Origin of the sequence: Arenibacter troitsensis, assembly GCF_900177645.1 — a bacterium.
GTDB classification, from domain to species: Bacteria; Bacteroidota; Bacteroidia; order Flavobacteriales; family Flavobacteriaceae; genus Arenibacter; species Arenibacter troitsensis.
In genome coordinates this window covers 411885-435555 of sequence record NZ_FXAO01000005.1, presented here as the reverse complement: position 1 = coordinate 435555, position 23671 = coordinate 411885, and the positions used below count along the sequence as shown (strand labels likewise).

Sequence of the window (23671 nt, the reverse complement as noted above, 5' to 3'; positions counted from 1 at the left end):
GGTTGGATTATGGTAGTTGCAGTCCTGCTTTTACTTTTGGCGCCTATTGTTCAGTTGCTGAAATATTCTTTAAGTATTGGCCCTATCTTATTGCTGCTCCCTTCAATTTTTATTGGGTACCACTTTGTTTCTACCTATTATGAAATTGGTAATGGAGTCTTAAGGGTTAAAAGTGGATTTTTGGTAAATCGTTCCATTCCCATAAGCTCTATAACAAAACTGGAGGCTACCAAAAATCCTATAAGTGCACCGGCCACTTCCTTCGACAGGTTGGAGGTTTTTTACAACAAATATGAAAGCGTTATCATTTCCCCTAAAGGGAAACGTGCGTTTATAGGCCATTTAAAACAGCTAAATCCCCAGATTCAGGACAATACGGGATTGTAAACTGTTATTGTAATGTGATATGCTGTGTGAGGTTGTTGATGAAGAGCCAACCAAACACAGAAGCGAACAGAATAAATAATACATTCATAAAATAACTTCCAATTTTGAAAAGTGTCTTCTGTGGGATTTGGTACATTGGGTAGTATGCAATTTGGGTGGCAACTTTGCCAATCCAATAGGCGGCAATCAAACCGGTCATTGCAAGTGCTAACCGTGAACCATTCTGCAAATCTTCGGTTAAAAGGATTGCGATTAGTCCAAACGAAAAATTAAGACCTTGAATGTATCTGCCATAGGTTTTTGCTATTTCTTGGTTTAATGGCTTTAATTGTTTTACATCATTGTACCAATCAAATACATTGTGGCGTATGTATGGATAGATTAATGCAGTGAAAATCTGACCTATACCTCCAAGAATAATTAACCAATCTGGGACATCTATTTTCATAAGTTATTACTTTTGTCAGTGCTATAAATCGATTTCAATATAATTAGCCTACAACTGCTTTCTGCCAATGCCCATTTATTACTGTCTATATCATTTAATTCACCGTTTCAGACAACAAACCTGCCCTTTTTAACAAGGCCTCTATCTTAGGTTCGCTACCTCTAAAACGTTTGTACAATTCCATAGGCTTTTCAGTTCCGCCTTTAGACAGAACATTGTCCTTAAATTTTGTGGCCACTTCTTGATTGAAAATACCTTTCTCCTTAAAGTAGGCAAAGGCATCCGCGTCCAATACTTCTGCCCACTTGTAGCTGTAATATCCAGAGGAGTATCCGCCTTGAAATATGTGGGAAAATGAAGTGCTCATGCAGGTTTCAGGACATTCTGGGTATAGATCCGTTGGTTCAAAAGCCTTTACTTCCTGTTCTTTTACGTTGCTGATTCCAGATAGGTCTGTGCCGTGCCACGACATGTCCAACAGGCCAAAACTAATTTGTCTTAAGGTGGCCATTCCTTCTTGGAAGGTGGCCGAGTCTTTTATTTTTTCTACCAATTCCATCGGTATTACTTCTCCCGTTTGGTAATGTGTGGCAAACAACTCCAATGCTTCCTTTTCATAGCACCAGTTTTCCATTATTTGGCTAGGAAGTTCCACAAAATCCCAATATACAGAAGTTCCGGACAGGCCTGGGTAAACAGTATTTGCCAACATGCCATGCAATCCGTGCCCAAACTCGTGGAACAAGGTAGTAACCTCATTAAAAGTAAGTAAGGAGGGTTTGCTAGCGGTAGGTTTGGTGAAATTGCAGACATTGGAAATATGTGGACGTACATTGATTCCGTTTTGAACGTATTGCGCTTTGTAGGATGTCATCCAAGCGCCTCCACGTTTTCCCGGTCTAGGATGGAAATCGGCGTAAAATAGGGATACTAGATTCTTGTCCTTGTCGTAAATGCGATATGTCTTTACATCCGGATGATATTTGTCGATATCAAAAACTTCTTCAAATTGCAGGCCGAATAATTTTGTCGCTACTTTAAATACTCCGGCAATTACATTTTCCAATTTAAAATAGGGCTTGAGTTTTTCATCGTCCAGATCGAACAGTTTTTGCTTTAATTTTTCAGAATAATAGGCTCCGTCCCATTTTTCCAATCGGTCTATATTGTCCAATTGTTTTGCGAAAATTTCCAATTCGGCAAATTCCCTTTCAGCGGCCGGTTTTGCTTTTTCCAGCAATTCTTGAAGAAATTGGTGGACTTTTTCAGGTGTTTCGGCCATGCGTTCCTCCAACACATAGTGCGCATGTGTTTTATAGCCTAACAGATTGGCCCTTTCGTGTCGTAGGTTGGCAATGTTTATTATATTTTTCTGATTGTCCAATTCGTCGTTATGAAAGCCTTTGCTGCCAAATGCAATGGAAAGCTCCTTGCGTAATTTTCTATTACTGGCATATTTCATAAAAGGAATATAGCTAGGGTAATCCAGGGTAATTAACCAACCGTCTTTGTCCTTTGATTTTGCCAATTGCGCAGCTGCCTCTTTTTCCCCTTCAGGAAGTCCGTCCAAATCTTCCTCATTGGTAAGGTGCATTTCATATTTGTTGGTCTCGGCCAAAACATTTTCCCCGAATTGAAGCTTAAGTTTGGACAGTTCGGCATCAATTTCACGTAGGCGCTTCTTTTTATCCAGGGGCAAATTGGCGCCGTTCCTACTAAAACTTTTGTATTTTTTGTCGAGAAGTGTCTGTTCCTCGGTGGTCAGTTCCAGATCATTCCTTTGGTCGTATACCGTTTTAACCCGCTTAAACAATTCCTCGTTCAAGGTAATGTCATTACTGAATTCCGACAGAAGGGGAGATACTTCCTGAGCTATTTTCTGAATTTCCGGATTGGTCTCTGCAGAATTCAAATTAAAAAACACACTGGATACCCTATCCAATTGTTGCCCGGCAAAATCCAATGCGGCTACGGTATTTTCAAAAGTAGGAGCCTCTTTGGAGTTTGCAATGGCATCGATTTCTAACCTGGCATCCTCAATGGCCTGCAAAAATGCAGGTTTAAAATGTTCATTTTTTATTTTGGAGAATGGTGCTGTATCAAATGGAGTCAATAATGGATTCATATTGGGGTATTGCGTTTTTTAATGGGTATTCGGTTTCAAAATGGATGGTAAAAAATGAAATCTATTTAAGATTTTCCTTTTTTCATTTCCTCGGCTCCTTCAATGACCTTTTGCTTTAAGCCTTCTTTGTATAGGATAATTTTGTCCAAGACACATTTGTCCGAGCTTCCTATAATCTGGGCTGCCAGTATTCCGGCATTTTTTGCACCATTAAGTGCTACTGTTGCCACGGGAACCCCGCCGGGCATTTGGAGAATGGATAGCACGGAATCCCAGCCGTCTATGGAATTGCTGCTTTTTACGGGAACCCCAATAACAGGTAAAGGGGACATGGACGCCACCATTCCCGGCAAATGTGCTGCCCCACCTGCACCGGCAATGATTACGGAGTAGCCATTTTTATGGGCATTCTTGCTAAAATCGAACAATTTTTCAGGGGTACGGTGTGCAGAGACAATATCTACATCTACCTCAATGTCAAAACCTTTTAAGATATCAATGGCTTCTTGCATAACAGGGAGGTCGCTGGTGCTTCCCATAACTACGGCTACTTTACTCATATCATTGAAAATTTTTATTCGCTAATTACTTTTATGGTATTCTTAACTTGTTCGGCTATTCTCCTGGCCTCTTTAATGTCGTTGTTCACAATGGTGACATGCCCCATTTTTCTGAAAGGCCTGGTCTGTTTTTTACCGTATATATGTGGTGTAACGCCATCCATGCTCAATATGTCTTCAATATTTTTATAGACCACGTTGCCGGTATGGCCTTCTGCACCTACCAAATTCACCATAATGCCAGCTACTTTACTGGCGGTGTTTCCCAACGGAAGGTCTAGAATGGCACGTATGTGTTGTTCAAATTGGTTGGTATAACTTGCTTCAATACTGTAATGTCCACTGTTATGTGGTCTTGGGGCCACCTCGTTTACCAGAATTCTATCGTCCTGGGTCTGGAACATTTCCACGGCCAAAAGTCCAACATGCTTAATTTTATTGGAGAGTTGTAATGCTATTTCCTGGGCTTTTTCCGCTATTTTGGCGTCTATGCGTGCAGGACAAATAACATATTCCACCTGATTGGCCTCAGGGTGGAACTCCATTTCCACTACGGGATAGGTTTTTACTTCCCCACTGGCACTCCGTGCTACGATCACCGCCAGTTCATTTTTGAAATTTATCATTTCTTCGGTAATACATTCGCCAGCGGGCAGACCGTTCAGATCTTCCAGTTTGCGGACTACCTTGACCCCTTGGCCGTCATATCCGAATTGTGTGGCTTTCCAAATAAAAGGGAATTTTAATCCGCCATTGGCAACACTGTCTTCAATCTCACTTTTATAAGCGAAACGCTGAAAATCTGCAGTGGGTATATTATTGTCCACATAAAACAATTTTTGTTTTGCCTTGTTCTGAATAATGCGCAATGCTCTAGTGGGTGGAAATACCTTCAATCCTTCGTCCTCTAATTTTTCCAAGGCATCAAGGTTTACGTTCTCGATTTCTATGGTAAGCACGTCTACTTTTTTACCGAACGCATAGACCGCATCAAAATTCATTAAATCGCCCTTAAAAAATTCATTGCAGGCTATTCTGGAAGGAGCTTCGTCCGCAGGGTCCAATACCTTGGTATGGATATCGAATTTTCTTGTTTCGTACAAAAGCATTTTACCTAATTGACCGCCGCCTAGTATTCCTAATTTAAATTCAGAAGAAAAATAGTTCATTGGAAATGATTCGCTTGTATTAAAGTAGATTGTATATTAGGAACAAAAATACAGCTAAATCTTAGAAACTAGGCCTGGACCTTTAAAAAAGAGAAATCAAAGTGCTATATTTGGCATCTTGAATTTATTATAAAAACATTAGTCTTGATTAAGCTACACGACAAATATTTTAAGCCTTTTATAAGTGAAGGCGAGATTATGGCCGCGATAAAAAAGATTGCGGACCAGGTCGCTGTGGATTACAAGAAGGAAACCCCCATTTTTGTGGGTGTCCTTAACGGCGCATTTATGTTCGTTTCCGATTTTCTAAAAGCCTATCCACACCCCTGTGAGGTTTCCTTTGTTCGATTAAGCTCCTATCAAGGGCTTACTTCTACGGGAATTGTGGAATCGTTATTGGATGTTCCGGAAAATATTGAGGGCAGAAGTGTGATTATCCTAGAAGATATTATTGATACAGGTAGGACCGTTAAAAAACTAATAGACCTATTTTCCAATACCAAGGTAAAGGAATTTAAAATCGCCACCTTGTTCTACAAATCCGAAGTGTATAATGGAGAGTATGATATAGACTATTTCGGCATGAAAATCGAGGATAAGTTTATAGTGGGTTATGGATTGGATTATAATGAATTGGGACGAAATTTAAGAGCAGTATATCAACTAAACCAAAAGCACATGATAAACCTAGTTTTGTTTGGAAAACCTGGTGCAGGAAAGGGCACGCAGGCTTCATTTTTAAAGGAAAGATATAATTTAAAACATATTTCCACGGGGGATGTCTTTCGTTATAATATTAAGAATGGTACCGAACTGGGAACACTGGCTAAGTCGTATATAGACAAAGGTGAATTGGTGCCGGATGAGGTTACCATTAAAATGTTACAGGATGAGGTAGAGAAAAACCCCGATGCCAGTGGATTTATCTTTGATGGTTTCCCCAGAACAACGGCACAGGCCAAAGCATTGGATGATTTTCTGGTAAGTAAGGAAATGAGAATCGATGCTACCATTGCCTTGGAAGCCAATGATGAAGTATTGATACAAAGATTATTGGAACGAGGTAAGGTTAGTGGCAGAAGTGACGACCAGGACGAAAAAATGATCCGTAACCGTTTTGATGAATACAATGAAAAAACAGCTCCCTTAAAGGATTACTATGATGATCAGGGGAAATTTCACAGTGTCAATGGAATTGGTTCCATAGAAGATATTACAAGCCGCTTGGCAAAGGTAATAGAGGAGTTGCAGGCAGTCTAAGATCTGGGTGCATTGTAGATGCTCATGGTTAAGAGGAACTGGCTTTAAATGCTCCTCAGTGGTCCTTAGGATTGGCCACTCATAATTTCTAGGTTTAAAGTGGGACTATAAAAATTTGTGGTCCTGCTTATTGGGATCTGGAACAATAAACTAAAACAATGACGGAAGGAAATTTTGTGGATTATGTAAAAGTGCACTTGGAATCCGGTAACGGAGGAAAAGGTTCCGTGCATTTGCATAGGGAAAAGTTTATTACCAAAGGTGGACCAGATGGTGGTGATGGAGGTCGTGGCGGACACGTAATTGTCCGTGGCAATAAGAATTTATGGACCCTTTTGGGCTTTAAGTTTACCAGAACCTTTAGGGCCGGTCACGGAGAGCATGGCAGTAAGAACCGCAGTAGTGGGGCAGACGGACAGGATGTTTATCTGGAGGTGCCCTTAGGGACCGTTATCAAAGACGCTGAGACCCTAGAAGTTCTAATGGAGATTACCGAGGATCAGGAAGAAAAAATACTTTTGGAAGGAGGCATGGGAGGTCGCGGTAACTGGCATTTTAGAACGGCTACCAACCAAACGCCAAGATACGCCCAGCCCGGTAAAAGTGGTCAGGAATTAGACCTTATTTTGGAGTTGAAAGTATTGGCGGATGTAGGCCTGGTTGGTTTCCCAAACGCTGGTAAATCTACCCTTTTATCCGTTCTAACCTCTGCACAACCCAAGATTGCGGATTACGAATTTACGACCCTAAAACCTAATTTGGGGATTGTGGAGTACAGGGATTTTAAAAGTTTTGTTATTGCGGATATTCCCGGTATCATAGAAGGGGCGGCCGAAGGAAAGGGTCTTGGACATTATTTTTTAAGGCATATTGAGCGTAATTCCACCTTGTTGTTCTTGATTCCCGCAGACAGCAAGGACATTTCCAAGGAATATGAAATTCTGTTGGACGAGCTTCGCAGATATAATCCGGAGCTTTTGGACAAGGACCGCTTGATCGCTATCTCCAAAGCAGATATGTTGGACGAGGAGCTGATGGCAGAAATGCGAATTGAATTGGATAAAGACTTTAAGGATGTGCCTTATATGTTTATCTCCTCCGTAGCACAGATTGGGCTTGTTGAACTTAAGGACAGACTGTGGGTCATGTTGAATAAATAAGTCCATTTTTTAACGAATATGAACATCCAAATTTTTAATACTCCTAATGCCCTGCGTTTTAACGAATACTTGCCCTCATAAAAAACGACAATAATAATTTTCACTATTTTAGAGTCTATTTAGGAAGTTATGATCACTATTTCTTAAGCAGGCTCTTCTAAAAATTGGAATAATGAAAAGTATAATCCCGTTATTGCTCTTGCTCTTTTTAGCTTCGTGTAGTGCCATTCGCGTAAATTATGACTATGATAGGGACACTGATTATTCCAAATATACCACCTATAACTACTATTCGGGCATGGATACCGGTTTAAGTGAATTGGATACCAAACGATTACTTAGGGCCATAGATTCCACTATGTGGGCTAAGGGTTTTTTGTTGTCCGAAGAGCCTGAGTTTTTAATTAATATTTTGAGCAGCTCCTTTCAAGCGCCTAGAAACAATACCGTAGGGGTAGGGATAGGAGGTACGGGGAGAAATGTTGGTGGTGGAATGTCCATTGGCATTCCTGTGGGGGCAGCCAATGTGGAACGGGAGATTCAATTCGATTTTATAGACAGTCAAAAGGACGAACTTTTTTGGCAGGCAATAGCAGTAAGTAGTATAAGGGAAAACAGTTCTCCAAGTGAAAGGGAGGATAAAATACAGGCATTGGTAATTAAAACTCTTGAAAAATACCCACCAAAAAGTAGAAAGTAAGCCAAATATTTTAGTTGGCATATAACTAAAATGTTATAATAAGAATCGGGACCCATTTTGGGTCCCGATTCTTATTTATAGGATATATTTACTATGGTTTATGGTCTAAGTATATCCTTATATCTTTCTTTGTAAGCGTACAGCATTACTATATTGAGAATAAGCAATACCAAAGTCAGGCCAATGGATCCTGGTTCCAAAAATGCATTGAACAATAACGCATTCACAGAGACGGTCATCAGTATAATCATCATTAACGCACCAAATTTATTGATCAATAAGGAAAGTCCGGAAAGAATTTCCACTATGGCCACTACATATAGGGTATTGGTACTCATTAAGGCTGAAAAATAGTTCATTGCGGCTTCGGACATTTGCCCTGCCGGCATAAAATGCAAAAATTTATTCGCCCCGAAGACGATCAGAAAAATTCCAAAAACAAAGCGCAAGGCGATAAAAAAGGTAGAGTTCATAATTCTTTGATTTTATGTTAGTTATTTATGAATTTATGAAAAAAAGCAATACCTTTTTAACAATATTATATTTTTTTGTTATTCAATAATAATTCTCACTCCTTCGCTATGACTACTGAATTCGGGGGCGTACATACTCTGAATGGTGGTAATTCCGTTGCTGAAATCCCCAGCATTGTTGACCCTTAAGTCATATTCAAACACATATACACCTTTGGATAAGTAGTCGAAAAAGAAATTGGTACTGGCATCTTTGGTGCTTTCATAATACCCCAGGCCATCTTGCCATTTATAGGTAGACAGGACATTGATGGGTTCCATCCCGGCGGCCCGCATATCTTTCATATGAACAAATTCCATGGGTCTATCTACCCTTAATTCAATTCTTATACGAACTAGATCGCCCACATGTAAAGGTGTGTTGTCATTTATTTCTGACAATACCTCTCCGGTATTCGTGTTCTTTTTTAAGAAGACTTTCTTTTTTAATTTTAAAGGCGTATTGGCAGGGGTTATTTTGTCCAAATCTTCAAAGTATTGCCAGTACATAGCTCCCCAGGCAATACCATCCCCTTTATTGCTAAGCTGTACCTCTGCCATTTTTGGGCTTATTTCGTTTTTGTTCCAAGAGGTTTTGTAATATCCGGTTCCCGCTTCCACTTGTACATTTTCGAGTTTGGCGGGTTCAATTTTGTCACCTCCAATCAATACTTCTACGGCTTGGGTTACAGACAACCATTCACTTCCCCTTAAAAGAAGGGCGTAAACTGCATCTGTAGTGGCTTTGGTAGTTTTCCATTGGTTGGTCTGTTTGTTCTTCAGCAACCAAATTTTGAGATTGTCTACTGTTCTGATATCATCCTTAATTTCGGAAAAGGCTTCTATTAGTAGGGATTGTGTCTCAATTGGAGCTTGGTACCAATGCCAGGAACTATTATTTTCCTTCCAGTACATTCCCAATTCATCACTCAAAATACTATTTTCCTCCAAGGACTTTATTATCTTATTGGCGGTAGCCGTGCTTCCATTTCTATAAAGAATTAAGGAAAGCAGACCTTTTGAATAGAGATCTTTTTTTACCCAATATTTTTGTGCTTGGCGGGTGTAGTAATCCATGATTTCGGTAACTTTTTTGGAGACCTTTATTTCTGGATAATAACTGCGCATGTATAGATAATGTATTTGGGTATGGCTCAAATGGTCATCGTTAAGGTCGGTGGCGTATTTTTTCATTTGCTCGTATTCTTTCACAAATTCATCGTCCAAATAGTCAACCGCATTTTTTATTACTTGTTGTTCTTGGAGCTTGTTGTTCCTTCCAGCCCTGTAGTCTTCCTCACTTCTTGTTGTAGCGGTTAATTTATTAAGGTGCCCTAGGCCAGTTACAATATGTTGGGTAATAAATCGGTTTTCGGGGCCTCCCTTAAACCAGGCCCAAGCCCCGGACGACATTTGGTTTAGTGCAAGTTTATTAAAAGCATTCTCTTGATCATTTTTTAATTTGTTAAGATCGAAGAGCAGTGCTATGCGTTTCTTTTGTTCGGTTTCGGATTGGGCATCCCGCAACCAAGGCGTTTCCTGAATTAAAATCGATTTTAATTCTTCATTTTTCTCAAGATTGCTCAATAAGGCATCAGAATTTGCCCATTGGTCAAATACCTGTTGTATTCTTGGGTTGGAATTGGCAATATACCCTCCCAAAGTATTGGCGTAATATCTAGAAAATATTTGCTCGTTACAGTCATAAGGATATTCCATAAGGTAAGGCAGGGCCTGAACGGCATACCATGCCGGGTTGGAAGTTATCTCCAGGCTAAGTTGATGATGTTTTAGGGTAGGGGAAGTGGTATTCTTCAACTTGTCCAAGCCAAAGGTCTTGGTTTCATTGCTCCGTACCCACATTGGTAGGGTTTCGGTAACCAGCATTCGGTTAGAGAGTACGGGAAGTACATTTTGTTCGCCATCGCTAAAATTACCCGCCTTGGCCATTACCTTGTACTGTACAGCTCCTAATCCTTCAGGAATTTTCAGGTTCCATGATACTTGGGTATTTCCCTTGGCATCTACCGTAAAAGCATTTTCGCCCAAAACAGATTTGGAATCCAGGCCGGTGATCAATAATTCTTGGGTTATATCCCTTCCACTAAAGGCGTCTAGCAATTCCAACTTGGCATTCCCACTGAGCAATTTATTGGTTAGATTCGCTATTTTGGTGCTAATCGTAATTTTATCTCCCTCCCGCAAGAAACGGGGTGCATTTGGGGTAACCATCAATTCCTTTTGAGTAACGGTTTCCAAAGTGGAGGTGGCGCTTTCCATAGTTTTGGTATGAGCCAGTAACTGTAGCTTCCATTTGGTCAAGGCCTCTGGGGTAGTGAAAGTAAAGGAAACATTTCCGTCCTTATCGGTTAGGAGCTGCGGGAAGAAAAAGGCAGTTTCTTGAAGGTTTTTCCTGATTTGGATGTCGTCAAAGCCACTTTTACCATCATTCCCTTTAGGGGCAACTGTGTTGTTATTCCCATTGTTTTCTGGGGCCGGTACAGCACTGCCAGTAATAACTGTTTCCGCCAAGGATTCATTATCGGCAAATTCTGCCCTATCTTCACCAAGTGCGCTGCTCTTCATCAACATTCTGTTGCGTAGGGCATAGCCATACCCAAAATGGAAACCGAACCAATCAAAGGAATCATAATATTGGGCGTCATAGGTAACCCTGTCACCAAAGTTTAAATAGGTATTAAAGGAGGTGATACCATAACTTTTGTATGCATTGAGTTGTCTGTTGGAGTAGTAATGACCTTTGAAGTTAGAGGAGAAATTCCAGTGATGTCCCTTAAAGGCATCCAACGAGGCATCGTACATACTTGCCAGCAGTTCGGCAGTAATCTTATCACCTGTGGGACCTTTAATATTAAAGGACCAGGTTTCTTCTTTTCCGGGCTGTAACTTATCCCGAAAGGTAATAGTTTCAATTTTTAACTTGGAACTCGGGTAGGGGACAGCTATGGAAAGGCTGCCCGATTGAAAGGCATTATATGCAGAGAAGCTGTAATTTATGGCAAATCCTCCCAAATCATCAGCGGTAACCGGAATTTCAATGGTCTTTGAGTCATGGTGCAATGCAATTAGGTGGGTTGCTATAATTGTATGATCCTTTTCAACGAATAGTGAAACGGTAATATCTTCCATGGCGGAGCTCAAAATAAGTTTCACTTTGTCCCCAATGTCATAGGAGTTTTTATCGGTCTTTATTTGAAAAAGCTGATTATCCGCCGGTTTCTTGTCCTTGTCACTGTAAAGAGTAGTTTGCGTAATGTCCTTTACTAGTTGACCAAATTTGTCCTTTGTTTCCAATTCAATGACATATTTGCCGGACAACCATTTTTTTACGTTGCCCAAGTCGACTTCTTTGGATTTTCCAGTGTCAAAGCTGGATTCCCATACCAGCTCCCCTTTATCCCAAAAGGCCGGGTTGTCTTCCTTGCCAAAGGCATCATGGGGGAAAAGTTCCTTAAACTTGGTTTTTCCAAAGCCATCATAATCCGGAGCTGCCCAGGGTCTTGGTCTAAGGACATTGTTTGGTGCCTTTAGTTTATACATTTTTAGACTTCCTTGCGCTGCAACAAACTCACCGTTCAGGTTGTAGGTGGAGATGGTTATCCTAGGGTTTTTGTCTTCCTTGTTCAAAGGATCATCAATTTGAATATCGGCCGTTAATGCATGATAACCTACGTTGACCATGGTTGTTGCACTATGGGTTTCGCCATTGAGGTCCGTAACATCTGCCGTAACCTCATAATTGAAAGTGGGCATATTCTCCTCGGCAATACTTAGATCTGGTATGGCTTTGAAGTTAATCTCGTAGTTGCCATTGGCATCGGTAATCGTTTCGCCATGGGCAATTTCCTGTGGGACCCCATTAAAATAGGGCAGGTGCCAATAATACCATTTAGGGTAGTACACCACTCGCCTCACCGTATAGCTTACCTTGGCGTCTGTAATAAGGCTTCCGGCATAGGCTATGGCCTTTCCCTTAACGGAAATGGTATCGTTGACCCTATACGTCTCGGTAATGGATTCCAATGAGGTTTCAAATTTGGGACGCTTGTATTCTTCTACGGAAAAATAACTGTTGCCGCTAATTTCAACTTCTTCAGAATCCAATTTCAAATAATAATTACCTGTAAGCCCATTATTGGGTAAAATGAAGGTGCCAGAAATGGAGCCATAATCGTTAGTTTTAAATTCCTGTTGGGAAACTTCTTGATGATTGACATCCATTAGACTTACTGTTATTTTAGTTTTGGAAAGTACGGTGGATTTATCGTCTTTTTGTACCATCGCCAACCCTTTAAAATATAGGGGTTGCCCCGGCCTGTAGATGCTGCGATCCGTAAATAAAAAACAGGAATAGAGGTTGTCCTCCTCCCCTTGGTCATATTTGGCATTAACATAAAAATCTTCAAAATGGGCAACTTCATCTTTAGTGTTGACCTCGATATCTACATTGCTCCATCTTTCGCTGCTTAAGGGAAGTGTTGCAATCCCATTCCTGTCGGAAATCAAGGTCTTGGTCAGGATGGGTCTTTCGTAGTTCTGTTGATAGGAGAATTTTAGGGTAGCTCCGGTCATGGGTTTTCCATTGTTGCGATCAATTACCTGAAAGTTATGTTCCTTGCTGGAATCCCCCTCTACCAATGCCAAATTGGTGACTTGGATGGGGCTATAGGCGAAGGTGTTGTCGGAATCGGTGCTTGGGGAGGCCAAAATAATGTAGGACCCGTTACTTAATTCTGGCAATAGAATTTCAATTTTGTGGGATTGGTAATCATTCTCATTGATAAGTTTAGCGTCCCAATTCTTTACTACTGTGAGTTTTTTAATAAAAGCCAATATTTTTTCCTCGGGATAAATGCCGTTCAGCTGCTTTATCTCTTTTTGGGAAATCTTACGGGCCGATAATTGAAGTGAATGTAGATTTCTATATTTTACGAGTAATCGGGTGGGAAGGTTAATTGGAATATGCCTTTCCCCCGTTAATTGTAGTTCTTTGGATAAAATCTCGGATTTTAGTACCTTACATTTTTCGGCGCCCCTACTATTGGGAAACTTATCTATTACAGATTCACATACGGCCATGGCCTCTTTCTGTTGCCATCTGTGTTCCTCCTTGATGTTTGGTTGGTAGCTGTTGCCCCATTCCCGATACAACATGGCAATTTCGTACTGGTACAAAGCCCAACTTTTATTATGTTTGATAGATTCGGCGGTATTTTGCAAAACCTCCAGGTATTGTTGGTCCTTGTTGGCAAATACTGCATTTTCCTTAATATATTTTAGACGTTCAATATCAACTTCCACATAGGCTTCATCCGTAGGGTCCTGAAAATGAAAATCCAAGAGTTGCTGATAAAGTATTATTGCCTTAAAATGTAAGGAAGTATTGTCTTTGGTGCTGATTTGCTGTTCCACAAATTGTTTTCCCTCACATAATATTTCCGGGTTGTCCAGTTCAAATTTATCTGCCGGACGTGTAATGCTATTCTCACTGGTTTTATAAAAATCCAATGCGGAATGGGCTAAAAGATCAAATAGGGAGGGGCGGTATAATTCGGAACCTTTTTGTTCATTGAGGATTCCTTTGTAGGCATCTACCTTTAACTGTTGTAGCTCCAAAGGCTTTTGTAATGAAGCATCAAAATGAACGCTTATTTCATGAAAAATAGTGCTAAGGTCCCAGGTTCTAAAATCAATGCTATCCACTTTTTCCGCAGTTGTAGTCCGGTCGTAGAATCGATATCTATTTTGTTGAAAATATTGCCAGTACATATTTGCCAAATAGCCCTGCAAGATATTTTTGGTAGGGAACTTACTTTGGTCTATTTCTTGTTTAAAATCGCGGACAATTTTTAATTGGGCATCCTCCTCCAATTTAAGTGCGTATTTGGAGGTGTATATAAGTGATTTTATTATCTGAACTGAATTCTGCTCTTTTTTGGCTTTTTTTGATATCAAGGCTACTATATCCAATGCAGATTTGGTCATGGCCTCGTTCTCCAATTTTTCTACCCTTTGCCATAAAATGGAATAGGAATCGTTGGTAGACTGGGATTGTGCCATTTGGGAGAATAGGATTAAGGTAAATATTGTTGCTATCTTTTTCATTTGTATTGATATATTTAACAAAGTTGGCGTTTATTTCATGAGATTACAATCCATAATGAGTGAAACGCACTTCTAAGTGAGTGACCATACCATAATGTGACTAGATGCAAAAAGAGTACCAACGTTGCTTTATTAGTGCAGGCTTTTTTTGTACCCTAGGGAGCCTTGGCCTCTTTTGGCCGCTCTTTGCCCTGTTTGTCAGTTGCTTAAAGCGACTTTAGTAAACCACCATCAATAGGAATATTGGTGCCTGTTATAAAAGAGGCGTACTCAGAGGCCAAAAAAGTAACCAAATGCCCATATTCCGTTGGGTCTCCAAATCGTCCCACAGGTACATTGGAGAGCATTTGATTTTCAACTTCTGTAAGGGGGATACCCAAGGATTTGGCCTTGGCACCATTAAGTTGCTTTAGTCTTTCCGTGTTAAAATAACCCGTTAGGGTGCAGTTTGCAGTGATATTGTATTTGCCTACATCGGAAGCCAGTGTTTTTGACCAGGTAACAACAGCGGCGCGTATGCTATTGGATAGGGCCAAATAGGACAGTGGCTCCTTTACGGAAACCGAGGCAACATTGATAATACGACCGTATTTCTTGGATATCATACTTGTAAGCGCCTGTTCTGTGGTGAATACCACAGTCTTAAAAAGAAGGTCAAAAGCTTCCTGATAATCATCTATCTTTTTGTCCAAGGCACCTCCTGCCGAAGGTCCTTGGGTATTGTTTACCAAAATATCTACCGTGTTGGTTTTAAAGAAGGTGGCTATACTGTTCTTATAAGCATCAAAATTGGAATAATCTACCACCAAATACTGGTGTTGCTGTCCGCTGTCCGTGGGCAAATTGGCTATCAGGGATTTTAATTGTTCCTCGCTACGGGCCATAACGGTCACGCTAGCACCATTGGCAGCTAATTGTTGGGCAATGGCCCTGCCAATTCCACGGCTACTACCGCCGACCAAAGCTTTTTTGTTTTTGAGTGATATCTTCATCCTACCAATATGTTTTAACACTATCCCATTGGGATAATAATAGGTTTATTTATATTCTTCCCTTGTGGGACTAAAAACATCCATTAATTTACAGGGGGTTAGTGCTAAGCCACTATGCGAAACATGGGGTGGAATTATTACCAGATCCCCTGGTTCAAAGGTTTTGGTATCGCCGCCTAGGGTAAATTCAAATTTTCCTTCCAATACCTGCGTTACCTGCTCATTCATATGTGCGTGTTCGGGGACTTTGGCACCAGCTTCCACCTCCCAAAAAGCTAGGCTCATATTTTGGGTGTGTATAAGTTTGCCTTGGTAGCCAGGCATAATTTCCTTGGGAACAATTTCGGCAAGTTTTATTTTCATGGATAGGTTCTTTGGTACTAAATTAAAAAATATTGAGGGTTCGGATATAGTTTTTTATAGTAATCCAATCTTTATTCTTGATATCCTAATTTTATTAGCTGCAGGTTTATTCAAAAGTGAAAGTAGAACCAATCAATGTTTTTGGCAGGGAATCCGGTTAATTGTTCTGGCCCCGGTATCTGTTCCTTATTGGGGGTGTACTTGTGCTGGGATTTGGTCAATTATTTTCCTTAAAGCATAAAACCCCAGCTTAACTTTTTTTGATAGCCTTGAACAATGATTATCTTTACTCCCTTAAACCGATCTTTTCATGCACATTCATTTTATTGCCATCGGGGGCAGTGCCATGCACAATTTGGCTTTGGCATTACATCATAAGGGTTATATTGTTTCTGGGAGTGATGACGTAATTTTTGAACCTTCCAGAACCAGGTTGGCAACCAAAGGGCTTTTGCCGGAACAATTCGGCTGGTTTCCAGAGAAATTGAACTCCAATTTGGATGCAGTTATTTTGGGGATGCACGCCAAGGCAGACAATCCTGAGCTACTTAAGGCCCAGGAATTGGGATTGAAAATTTTTTCCTATCCGGAGTTTCTGTACGAACAGTCCAAAAATAAGACCCGAGTGGTCATAGGAGGGAGCCATGGTAAGACTACCATTACTTCTATGGTATTACATGTGTTAAGTTATCATGACATAGCCGTAGATTTTATGGTAGGGGCCCAATTGGAAGGGTTTGACCGTATGGTACATCTTACCGAGGAGAACGATTTTATAGTGCTGGAGGGTGATGAATATTTGTCTTCCCCCATAGATAGGCGGCCTAAATTTCATCTATACAAACCCAATATTGCTCTTTTGAGCGGAATAGCCTGGGATCACATTAATGTATTTCCTACTTATGACAATTATGTAGAGCAATTCCGGATTTTTGTGGATAGTATTGTAAAGGGAGGTAGTATAACTTATAATGAGGAAGACCCTGAGGTGGATAGGGTGGTAAAAGCCTCGGAGAATGCTATACGCAAACTCCCTTATAACACTCCGGACTATGCTGTTGAAAATGGACAAACCATTTTGGAAACCCCGGAAGGCCCTATGCCCATCGAAGTTTTTGGAAAGCATAACCTGAGCAATTTGGCCGGGGCAAAATGGATATGTCAAAATATGGGCGTGGACGAGGACGATTTCTATGAGGCCATAGCATCCTTTAAAGGGGCTTCCAAAAGATTGGAAAAAATTGCTGAGGGAAGGACCTGCGTTGCTTATAAGGATTTTGCACATTCACCCAGCAAAGTAATGGCCACAACCAAAGCAGTTAAAGAGCAGTTTCCGGACAGAAAATTAATTGCATGTCTGGAATTGCACACCTATAGTAGTTTTAATCCGGAATTTTTAAGGGAATATAAAGGTGCCTTGGAGGCTGCGGATGTAGCGGCGGTTTTTTATTTGCCGGAATCGGTTAGGATAAAGAAACTTAAGGAGGTTACTCCTTCACAAATATCGGAGGCCTTTGTTCGCGATGACTTACAGATTTTTACCGATGCCGACGATTTCAAAAACTTTGTTTTTGGCCAGGAATATGATAATTCCGTGCTACTTTTAATGAGCTCTGGAAATTATGGCGGGTTGAATTTGGAGGAGGTAAAGGTGTTGGTTGAAAAGTATTAGGCAGTAGGCCTTTCTGTGGTGTTGGACGAAGTGAAAAAAATAAAATGAGGAGATGCTGGCGTTTTATTTCCATAAAGGAACTACTCCAAGAAGCAATATTAATGTAACTTTATGGCTGTTTAATCTTTTTGTTTTAGATGAATAAAGGACCCATAGGTATTTTTGATTCCGGCATTGGCGGCACCTCTATATGGCGGGAAATCAACAAGGTTCTTCCCTGTGAATCCACTATTTATCTGGCAGATAGTAGGAATGCGCCCTATGGAGAAAAATCAAAGGAAGAAATACTTCAACTTAGTATTAAAAACGTTGAACTTCTGATTAAAAAGGGATGTAAACTTATTGTAGTTGCCTGTAACACCGCTACCACTAACGCCATAAAGGAACTTAGGGCCAGTTATAGTATCCCCTTTATCGGTATTGAGCCGGCAATTAAGCCTGCTGCCCTTAATTCCAAAACCAAAACAGTAGGTGTTTTGGCAACCAAGGGAACTTTATCCAGTGCTTTATTCAATAATACTTCGGAAATGCATGCCAGTGGTATAAAGGTACTCGACCAGGTTGGTACTGGGCTGGTAGAGCAGATCGAAAAAGGTGAGGTCAATACCTCCAAAACTAGGCAGTTATTGCGGAATTACCTGGATCCCATGTTGAGTCAAGGTATGGATCAATTGGTATTGGGTTGTACACATTATCCCTATTTGCTTCCAATGATAAAGGAAATTTTACCTGAAAATATTAAGATTATCGATTCGGGAGAAGGAGTGGCCAGGCATACCAAAAATGTCTTGCAACTAAATGATTTATTGTCGGGATCGGATGGTGAAAGTAGTTCGCACCAGTTTTTTACCAATGGGGATGTTGAGGTATTAAAGTTCTTTTTAAGGGATGTGAGTGTGACTTATAGTGCACAATTTCTAAATTTTTAGCTTTTATACAAGTACGGTTGCTCTTGGAAATACAATCCATATTTTCCTTCCGATGCCTTTTTGGCCTGACTTTGGTGATAGACAGATTTGCCCTATGGTAACCACTTTATTCCTTTTGTTTTTTGGTATAGGTTAAATAGGTAAAATCGTATTCATGTCGGTCATCCTTGGGGTGGTATTCTTCTTTTGTCAGCTGCCATTTGTCCTTGTCGAATTCTGGAAAAAAGGTATCCGCATCAAAGGTTCCGTGTACCCTTGTCAGTTCCATTTGATTGGCGTATTCCAGACCCAGTTGGTATATTTCACCACCGCCTATTATAAAGGATAAGGGATCGTCTTTTACAAGATTCAAGGCTTCTTGCAAGGCATGTACCACTATACAATCTTCGTTCTCTACTTTATAGTTTTTATCTCTAGTTATAATGATATGGGTTCTGTTGGGCAAGGGTTTTGGGAAGCTCTCGAAAGTTTTGCGTCCCATGATTATTTTATGCCCTGAAGTAAGGCTTTTAAACCGTTTAAAATCATCGGGTAAATGCCACAACAGGTCGTTGTCTTTTCCCAAAGCGTTGTTCTCCGCAGCAGCGGCTATAATGCATAGAATGTTCACTCTTCTTTTTTTTTATTGATGTTGGATGATGGAAATTCCGTTTCAATCTCTTTCTGTAATTCGGCTATTTTTTGTTTCTGCTTCAAGACCAGTTTTTCCCTTTGAGACCTTTCCCATTCCAAGCCCATAAATTTGGTGGTTACAAATACGTTAAAAATATGGATTGCAAACAAAAATGCCCAGAAGGTAATGGCCCAAATAAACCAGTTGTACTCCACGCCATACTTCAATATTTTATTGATGATGATCATGAATACACTGCCGATCAAAAACACAACAAAATGATTATAAAGTCGCTTTTTTTGCTTTATTCTCATTTGGGCATGTTCCAATAGTTCATGCTGTTCCAATTCTATAAGTGATTTTTTTTTATTCTTGGAGAACATCCTAATTCCTATCTTTAGGCAAAGATACCATAAATACAAAATTTACCTGTTTGGATATGCAAAAGATTATCAAGCAATTCCCCGTTTTAAGTCAATACACCTATGTCAATACTGCCTCATCCGGCCTTCTTTATGACGGTCTTCTAGATTGGCGGCAGGAACATGACCTTGATTTTTTAATAGGAGGAAGCAAAATGAAGATGAAAGGTCATCTGCTCATTTCGGAAACTAGAAATTCTATTGGGAAATTCTTTGGATGCAGTGCCCATAATGTGGCATTGGTCCCTAATTTTTCCATCGGACTTAATTTATTGTTGGAAGGAATGGAAGCAAACAGGAACGTATTGCTGTTGGATGGGGATTTTCCTTCCGTTAGCTGGCCATTTGAAACTAGGGAGTGCGCTACCTATTATTTAAAGGTGACGGATTCTTTGGAGGAGAATATCTATGATAGGATAAAAAAGGACCACATAAATGTTTTGGCATTAAGTTTGGTTCAGTGGCTAAATGGGATCAAGGTAGATCTTGAGTTCCTGAGAAATTTAAAAAAAGATTTTCCAGAGCTATTGATCATTGCTGATGGTACGCAATTTTTGGGCACTGAGATTTTTAACTTTGAGGCTTCCGGAATAGATGTGCTGGGTGCCAGTTCCTACAAATGGTTGCTTGGGGGCTATGGCAACGGGTTTATGTTATTTGCAGATGACGCTCATTCCAAATTCAAGTGCAGGTCTACAGGTTTTAATGCTGCGGACGGGGATATGGAAGCTATGGGGAAGGTATCCTTCGCCAAACAGTTTGAGCCTGGACATTTGGACACCTTCAATTTTGGCAGTCTAAACTTTTCCCTGGGGTTTCTATCGGATATTGGGATGGATACTATATCCGAACAGATTAAAAAGCTCTCTTTAAAGGCAAAGGGCGAATTGGAAAATTTAGGTATGTTGGAAGCGTCCGTGGTCAAAAGAAAAGAACATAGTTCAATATTTAATATCCCCGGGGATAAGGAATTATATGCCAAGTTATTGGAGCGCGATGTGGTTTGTGCTCAACGTGGAGATGGCATTCGTTTAAGTTTTCATTTCTACAATACAGAAAATGAGATAGATAAGATTATGGGAATCTTAAAAGGAACTTAAACATTGTTGTTTACTTGGGAATTTTATCTGTTAAAATTATCAAAGAAGGCCAATTGTTAAACTTATTTTAAGAAAATGATAAAAATGATATTGGTCATTGGTAATGAGGCATTTAATGATGTAATTTTGCGCTTTAATCTAAAATATAGAGGTTATGGGAATTACAAAACAATATTTAAAGAGTAAGCCAATATGCAAGGTAACTTTTTCTGTGCCTGCTGAGGATGCAAAGAAGGTGGCTGTAGTTGGGGATTTTAATAATTGGAGCCCAAAAGGAAGTGCATTGAAGAAACTAAAAAACGGAACCTTCAAAGGAACTTTCGATTTGCCTAAGGAAGGTACTTATGAATTCAAATATATAGTGGACGGTAATTATGTGAACGAAGCTGAGGCTGATCGTTACCAGTGGAACGAATTTGCCGGAGCTGAGAATTCCGTATTGGAACTTTAACGAAATTGCATCCGATACCATTGGGATCATTGTTTCAATGGTGTCGGTTTTATTAAATTGTGTCTCCTGCTTAATACGGATTTTAAAAGTTAAGGTAGGTGTACAACCATGTTTCAGGCCTATTTTTGTGGTCGCCTTTTCGATGTGCAACCATAAATTATGAATTGTTTTCTTCCCCCTAAAGGGCCTGCCATAATTTGCTAAACTGCTACGATTCCTTTTATGTGTGGGTGTGGATCATAATCCAACAAACTAAAATCTTCAAAAGTAAAGTCGAATATATCCTTTACTTCGGGATTCAGGACCATTTTTGGCAAGGGTCTGGGTTGTCTGCTTAACTGGAGTTCCACTTGTTCAAAATGGTTGTTATAGATATGTGCGTCACCAAAGGTGTGGATAAATTCGCCGGGTTGAAGTCCGCAAACTTGTGCCATCATAAGGGTGAATAAGGCATAGGACGCTATATTGAAAGGGACTCCCAAAAATATATCGGCGCTTCTTTGGTATAATTGACAGGACAATTTTCCATCGGCAACATAAAATTGAAAAAAGGCATGGCAAGGAGGCAATGCCGCTTTTCCGTTGGCTACATTTTCCGAAAAAGATACTGAGGTATCTGGAAGTACACTGGGGTTCCATGCGGAAACCAACATGCGGCGACTGTTGGGGTTCGTTTTGAGTGCGTTTACTACTTCTTTTATTTGATCTATCTCGTCACCGTTCCAATTACGCCATTGATATCCATATACAGGGCCCAAATCCCCATTCTCATCGGCCCATTCGTTCCAAATACGAACACCGTTTTCTTGCAAATAGCCAATATTGGTATCGCCTTTTAGAAACCAAAGCAATTCATGGACAATGGATTTTAAATGTAATTTTTTTGTAGTTACCATGGGGAATCCCTCGGCAAGGTCAAAACGCATTTGATATCCAAATACACTTTTGGTGCCCGTACCGGTCCTATCGCCCTTTTGGGTTCCATTTTCCAATACATGTTTTAGTAAATCGTGGTACTGTTTCATAATCTTTAGCCTTTACGCACTTCAAAATGTAGCGAACTCGATTTGGATTTAAATCCAAAACATATGTGTAGCGAAATTATGCAAAACTATAGTGAGTAGGATGGGTAACCGTTTTAAGTTATTAAAATTTATTAACTGGGATTTGGGTGAATGCTTCTTTAGGGTGCCCTTATTTCGAGATTTATGGGAGGCGGTTACCCAAGAATCATACCGGCAATAGTCGCTGAAAGTAAGGAAGCGATAGATCCGCCCAAAACAGCTTTCATTCCAAATTCCGACAATGTCTTTCTTTGGCCGGGCGCCAAGGAGCCTATACCCCCGATCTGAATGCCAATAGAGGCAAAATTAGCGAATCCACATAACATATAGGTAGCCATTATCACTGATTTGTTATAGGTGAAATGGGTGCTGCTGGCAATATTTTTTAATTCGGCCAATTGTATGTAACCTATAAACTCACTAGCAGCCAATTTGATGCCCAATAGCTGGCCCATAAGCATAATATCTACAGAATCCACACCAATTAACCACATAAGGGGGGCGAAAATGGTTCCGAGAATTGCTTCCAAAGAAAAGTTCTCGTAAGGTGAATTGAGTGCAATCCATGAGTTTAGATTGGTAATATCGCCTGTCCAATTTAAAATGCCGTTAATCATGGCAATAAAGGCCACAAATACCAATAACATTGCACCGACGTTTACGGCCAATTTTAAGCCTTCGGTTGTTCCGTTGGAAATGGAATCCAGAATATTGGAACCAATTTTTTCATTGGAAACAGTTACATCTGTATTGATTGCTTCCGTTTGTGGATATAGTATTTTGGAGATAACGATGGCTCCCGGAGCTGCCATTACCGATGCTGCCAAGAGGTGTTTTGCAAACTGTAGCCTCAGGATTGGGTCGTCTCCACCTAGAAAGCCTATATAGGCCGCTAAAACGGCCCCGGCAACGGTTGCCATGCCGCCGATCATCACCAATAGCATTTCCGATCGGGTCATTTTTTCCAAATAGGCCTTTATGAGTAAAGGGGCTTCTGTCTGGCCTAAAAATATATTCCCTGTTACGCTTAAACTTTCAGCACCGGATATCCCTAATGATTTGGTAAGCAGCCAAGCCAAAGCCTGGACTACTTTTTGGATAATGCCCAAATAGAACAAGACCGATGTCAATGCCGAGAAAAAGATGATGGTGGGTAGGACCTGAAAGGCAAAAATAAACCCGAAGGTATCCATGTCTACCACCAACCCTTCAAAGAGGAATTTACTTCCGGCCCTTGTAAAATCTAAAATACTCACGAAAATCTTTCCTCCAAATTCAAAAACTTTAGAGACAAAACTGAGGTCGAATCTATAGCCGAAGGCGTTAAAACCTATTTTTTCGCCAATTAGGATGCAAATAGCCAAGAGCAATTGGATAAAGAGTCCGATACCCGCGGTTTTCCAATTTATGGCTTTTTTGTTATTGCTAAATAAGTATGCAATAAAAATCAACGATATCATTCCAAGAATACCTCTCCATAGACTATGAAAAGATGTGCCTTGGTTGGCAATGATCTCTGGAGAATTTTGCGGTAAGTTTGGGTCGCTTATTTCTTGGGCAAGGGACGGAAATGCTATAAAGCAGAAAATATATAAAACCCAAAGCTTTTTTCTCATCC

At 40.3% G+C, this 23671-nt stretch carries 20 protein-coding genes; 8 read left to right on the top strand and 12 right to left on the bottom strand.

Annotation, left to right across the window (positions count from 1 at the left end):
* Positions 1-9 precede the first annotated feature (9 nt).
* On the top strand, positions 10-387 hold the full coding sequence (locus B9Y87_RS13820; protein ID WP_176225631.1) for a PH domain-containing protein: 378 nt from the start codon (positions 10-12) through the stop codon (positions 385-387).
* Positions 388-391: 4 nt separating this feature from the next.
* Here B9Y87_RS13820 and B9Y87_RS13815 read toward each other — a convergent pair whose 3' ends face one another.
* The 4 genes from B9Y87_RS13815 to B9Y87_RS13800 all read right to left on the bottom strand — a co-directional run bounded on the left by B9Y87_RS13815 (position 392) and on the right by B9Y87_RS13800 (position 4689).
* A complete protein-coding gene (locus B9Y87_RS13815; protein ID WP_085499546.1) occupies positions 392-835 on the bottom strand; it encodes a hypothetical protein in 444 nt (147 codons plus the stop codon).
* A gap of 94 nt (positions 836-929) precedes the next feature.
* Positions 930-2960: a M3 family metallopeptidase gene (locus B9Y87_RS13810; RefSeq protein WP_085499545.1), complete on the bottom strand. Its 2031-nt coding sequence runs from the start codon at positions 2958-2960 to the stop codon at positions 930-932.
* Between the two features lie 65 nt (positions 2961-3025).
* Positions 3026-3520 carry a 5-(carboxyamino)imidazole ribonucleotide mutase gene (gene purE / locus B9Y87_RS13805; protein WP_085499544.1) on the bottom strand — a complete coding sequence of 165 codons (495 nt, stop codon included), beginning with the start codon at positions 3518-3520 and terminating at the stop codon, positions 3026-3028.
* Positions 3521-3534: 14 nt separating this feature from the next.
* Positions 3535-4689: a 5-(carboxyamino)imidazole ribonucleotide synthase gene (locus tag B9Y87_RS13800; RefSeq protein ID WP_085499543.1), complete on the bottom strand. Its 1155-nt coding sequence runs from the start codon at positions 4687-4689 to the stop codon at positions 3535-3537.
* A gap of 144 nt (positions 4690-4833) precedes the next feature.
* Between B9Y87_RS13800 and B9Y87_RS13795 the strand changes: the two genes are divergently transcribed.
* The 3 genes from B9Y87_RS13795 to B9Y87_RS13785 all read left to right on the top strand — a co-directional run bounded on the left by B9Y87_RS13795 (position 4834) and on the right by B9Y87_RS13785 (position 7809).
* Positions 4834-5949: an adenylate kinase gene (locus B9Y87_RS13795; protein ID WP_083260643.1), complete on the top strand. Its 1116-nt coding sequence runs from the start codon at positions 4834-4836 to the stop codon at positions 5947-5949.
* 158 nt (positions 5950-6107) lie between these two features.
* Positions 6108-7109 carry a GTPase ObgE gene (obgE, locus tag B9Y87_RS13790; RefSeq protein WP_085499542.1) on the top strand — a complete coding sequence of 334 codons (1002 nt, stop codon included), beginning with the start codon at positions 6108-6110 and terminating at the stop codon, positions 7107-7109.
* A 172-nt stretch (positions 7110-7281) separates the two neighbouring features.
* Positions 7282-7809 carry a DUF4136 domain-containing protein gene (locus B9Y87_RS13785; protein ID WP_085499541.1) on the top strand — a complete coding sequence of 176 codons (528 nt, stop codon included), beginning with the start codon at positions 7282-7284 and terminating at the stop codon, positions 7807-7809.
* A gap of 98 nt (positions 7810-7907) precedes the next feature.
* Here B9Y87_RS13785 and B9Y87_RS13780 read toward each other — a convergent pair whose 3' ends face one another.
* The 4 genes from B9Y87_RS13780 to B9Y87_RS13765 form a co-directional block, all read right to left on the bottom strand.
* Positions 7908-8282 (bottom strand): DoxX family membrane protein, encoded by a 375-nt coding sequence (locus B9Y87_RS13780; RefSeq protein ID WP_072865469.1) that lies wholly within the window; start codon positions 8280-8282, stop codon positions 7908-7910.
* 78 nt (positions 8283-8360) lie between these two features.
* Entirely contained in the window at positions 8361-14447 is a 6087-nt protein-coding gene (locus B9Y87_RS13775; RefSeq protein ID WP_085499540.1) for an alpha-2-macroglobulin family protein, read from the bottom strand.
* Between the two features lie 206 nt (positions 14448-14653).
* Positions 14654-15439: an SDR family oxidoreductase gene (locus B9Y87_RS13770; protein WP_085499539.1), complete on the bottom strand. Its 786-nt coding sequence runs from the start codon at positions 15437-15439 to the stop codon at positions 14654-14656.
* Between the two features lie 45 nt (positions 15440-15484).
* A complete protein-coding gene (locus B9Y87_RS13765) occupies positions 15485-15802 on the bottom strand; it encodes a cupin domain-containing protein (RefSeq protein WP_085499538.1) in 318 nt (105 codons plus the stop codon).
* Between the two features lie 310 nt (positions 15803-16112).
* Here B9Y87_RS13765 and B9Y87_RS13755 point away from each other — a divergent pair, with 310 nt between their 5' ends.
* Together B9Y87_RS13755 and murI are read left to right on the top strand one after the other, a co-directional pair.
* Entirely contained in the window at positions 16113-17474 is a 1362-nt protein-coding gene (locus tag B9Y87_RS13755; RefSeq protein ID WP_085499536.1) for a UDP-N-acetylmuramate--L-alanine ligase, read from the top strand.
* Positions 17475-17611: 137 nt separating this feature from the next.
* On the top strand, positions 17612-18403 hold the full coding sequence (gene murI / locus B9Y87_RS13750; protein WP_085499535.1) for a glutamate racemase: 792 nt from the start codon (positions 17612-17614) through the stop codon (positions 18401-18403).
* Positions 18404-18509: 106 nt separating this feature from the next.
* On the opposite strand, the gene B9Y87_RS13745 is transcribed toward murI, so the two are convergent.
* Positions 18510-19007 (bottom strand): dihydrofolate reductase, encoded by a 498-nt coding sequence (locus B9Y87_RS13745; protein WP_085499621.1) that lies wholly within the window; start codon positions 19005-19007, stop codon positions 18510-18512.
* A 2-nt stretch (positions 19008-19009) separates the two neighbouring features.
* A complete protein-coding gene (locus tag B9Y87_RS13740; protein ID WP_085499534.1) occupies positions 19010-19399 on the bottom strand; it encodes a 2TM domain-containing protein in 390 nt (129 codons plus the stop codon).
* Between the two features lie 56 nt (positions 19400-19455).
* On the opposite strand from B9Y87_RS13740, the gene B9Y87_RS13735 reads away from it, so the two are divergent.
* Both B9Y87_RS13735 and B9Y87_RS13730 read left to right on the top strand, forming a co-directional pair.
* Positions 19456-20538 carry an aminotransferase class V-fold PLP-dependent enzyme gene (locus tag B9Y87_RS13735; RefSeq protein ID WP_085499533.1) on the top strand — a complete coding sequence of 361 codons (1083 nt, stop codon included), beginning with the start codon at positions 19456-19458 and terminating at the stop codon, positions 20536-20538.
* A 154-nt stretch (positions 20539-20692) separates the two neighbouring features.
* Entirely contained in the window at positions 20693-20989 is a 297-nt protein-coding gene (locus B9Y87_RS13730; RefSeq protein ID WP_085499532.1) for an isoamylase early set domain-containing protein, read from the top strand.
* A gap of 200 nt (positions 20990-21189) precedes the next feature.
* On the opposite strand, the gene B9Y87_RS13725 is transcribed toward B9Y87_RS13730, so the two are convergent.
* Positions 21190-22014, bottom strand: coding sequence for a thymidylate synthase (locus tag B9Y87_RS13725; protein WP_072865451.1), 825 nt, complete (start codon positions 22012-22014; stop codon positions 21190-21192).
* A 194-nt stretch (positions 22015-22208) separates the two neighbouring features.
* Positions 22209-23669 carry a NupC/NupG family nucleoside CNT transporter gene (locus B9Y87_RS13720; RefSeq protein ID WP_085499531.1) on the bottom strand — a complete coding sequence of 487 codons (1461 nt, stop codon included), beginning with the start codon at positions 23667-23669 and terminating at the stop codon, positions 22209-22211.
* Between the last annotated feature and the right edge of the window lie 2 nt (positions 23670-23671).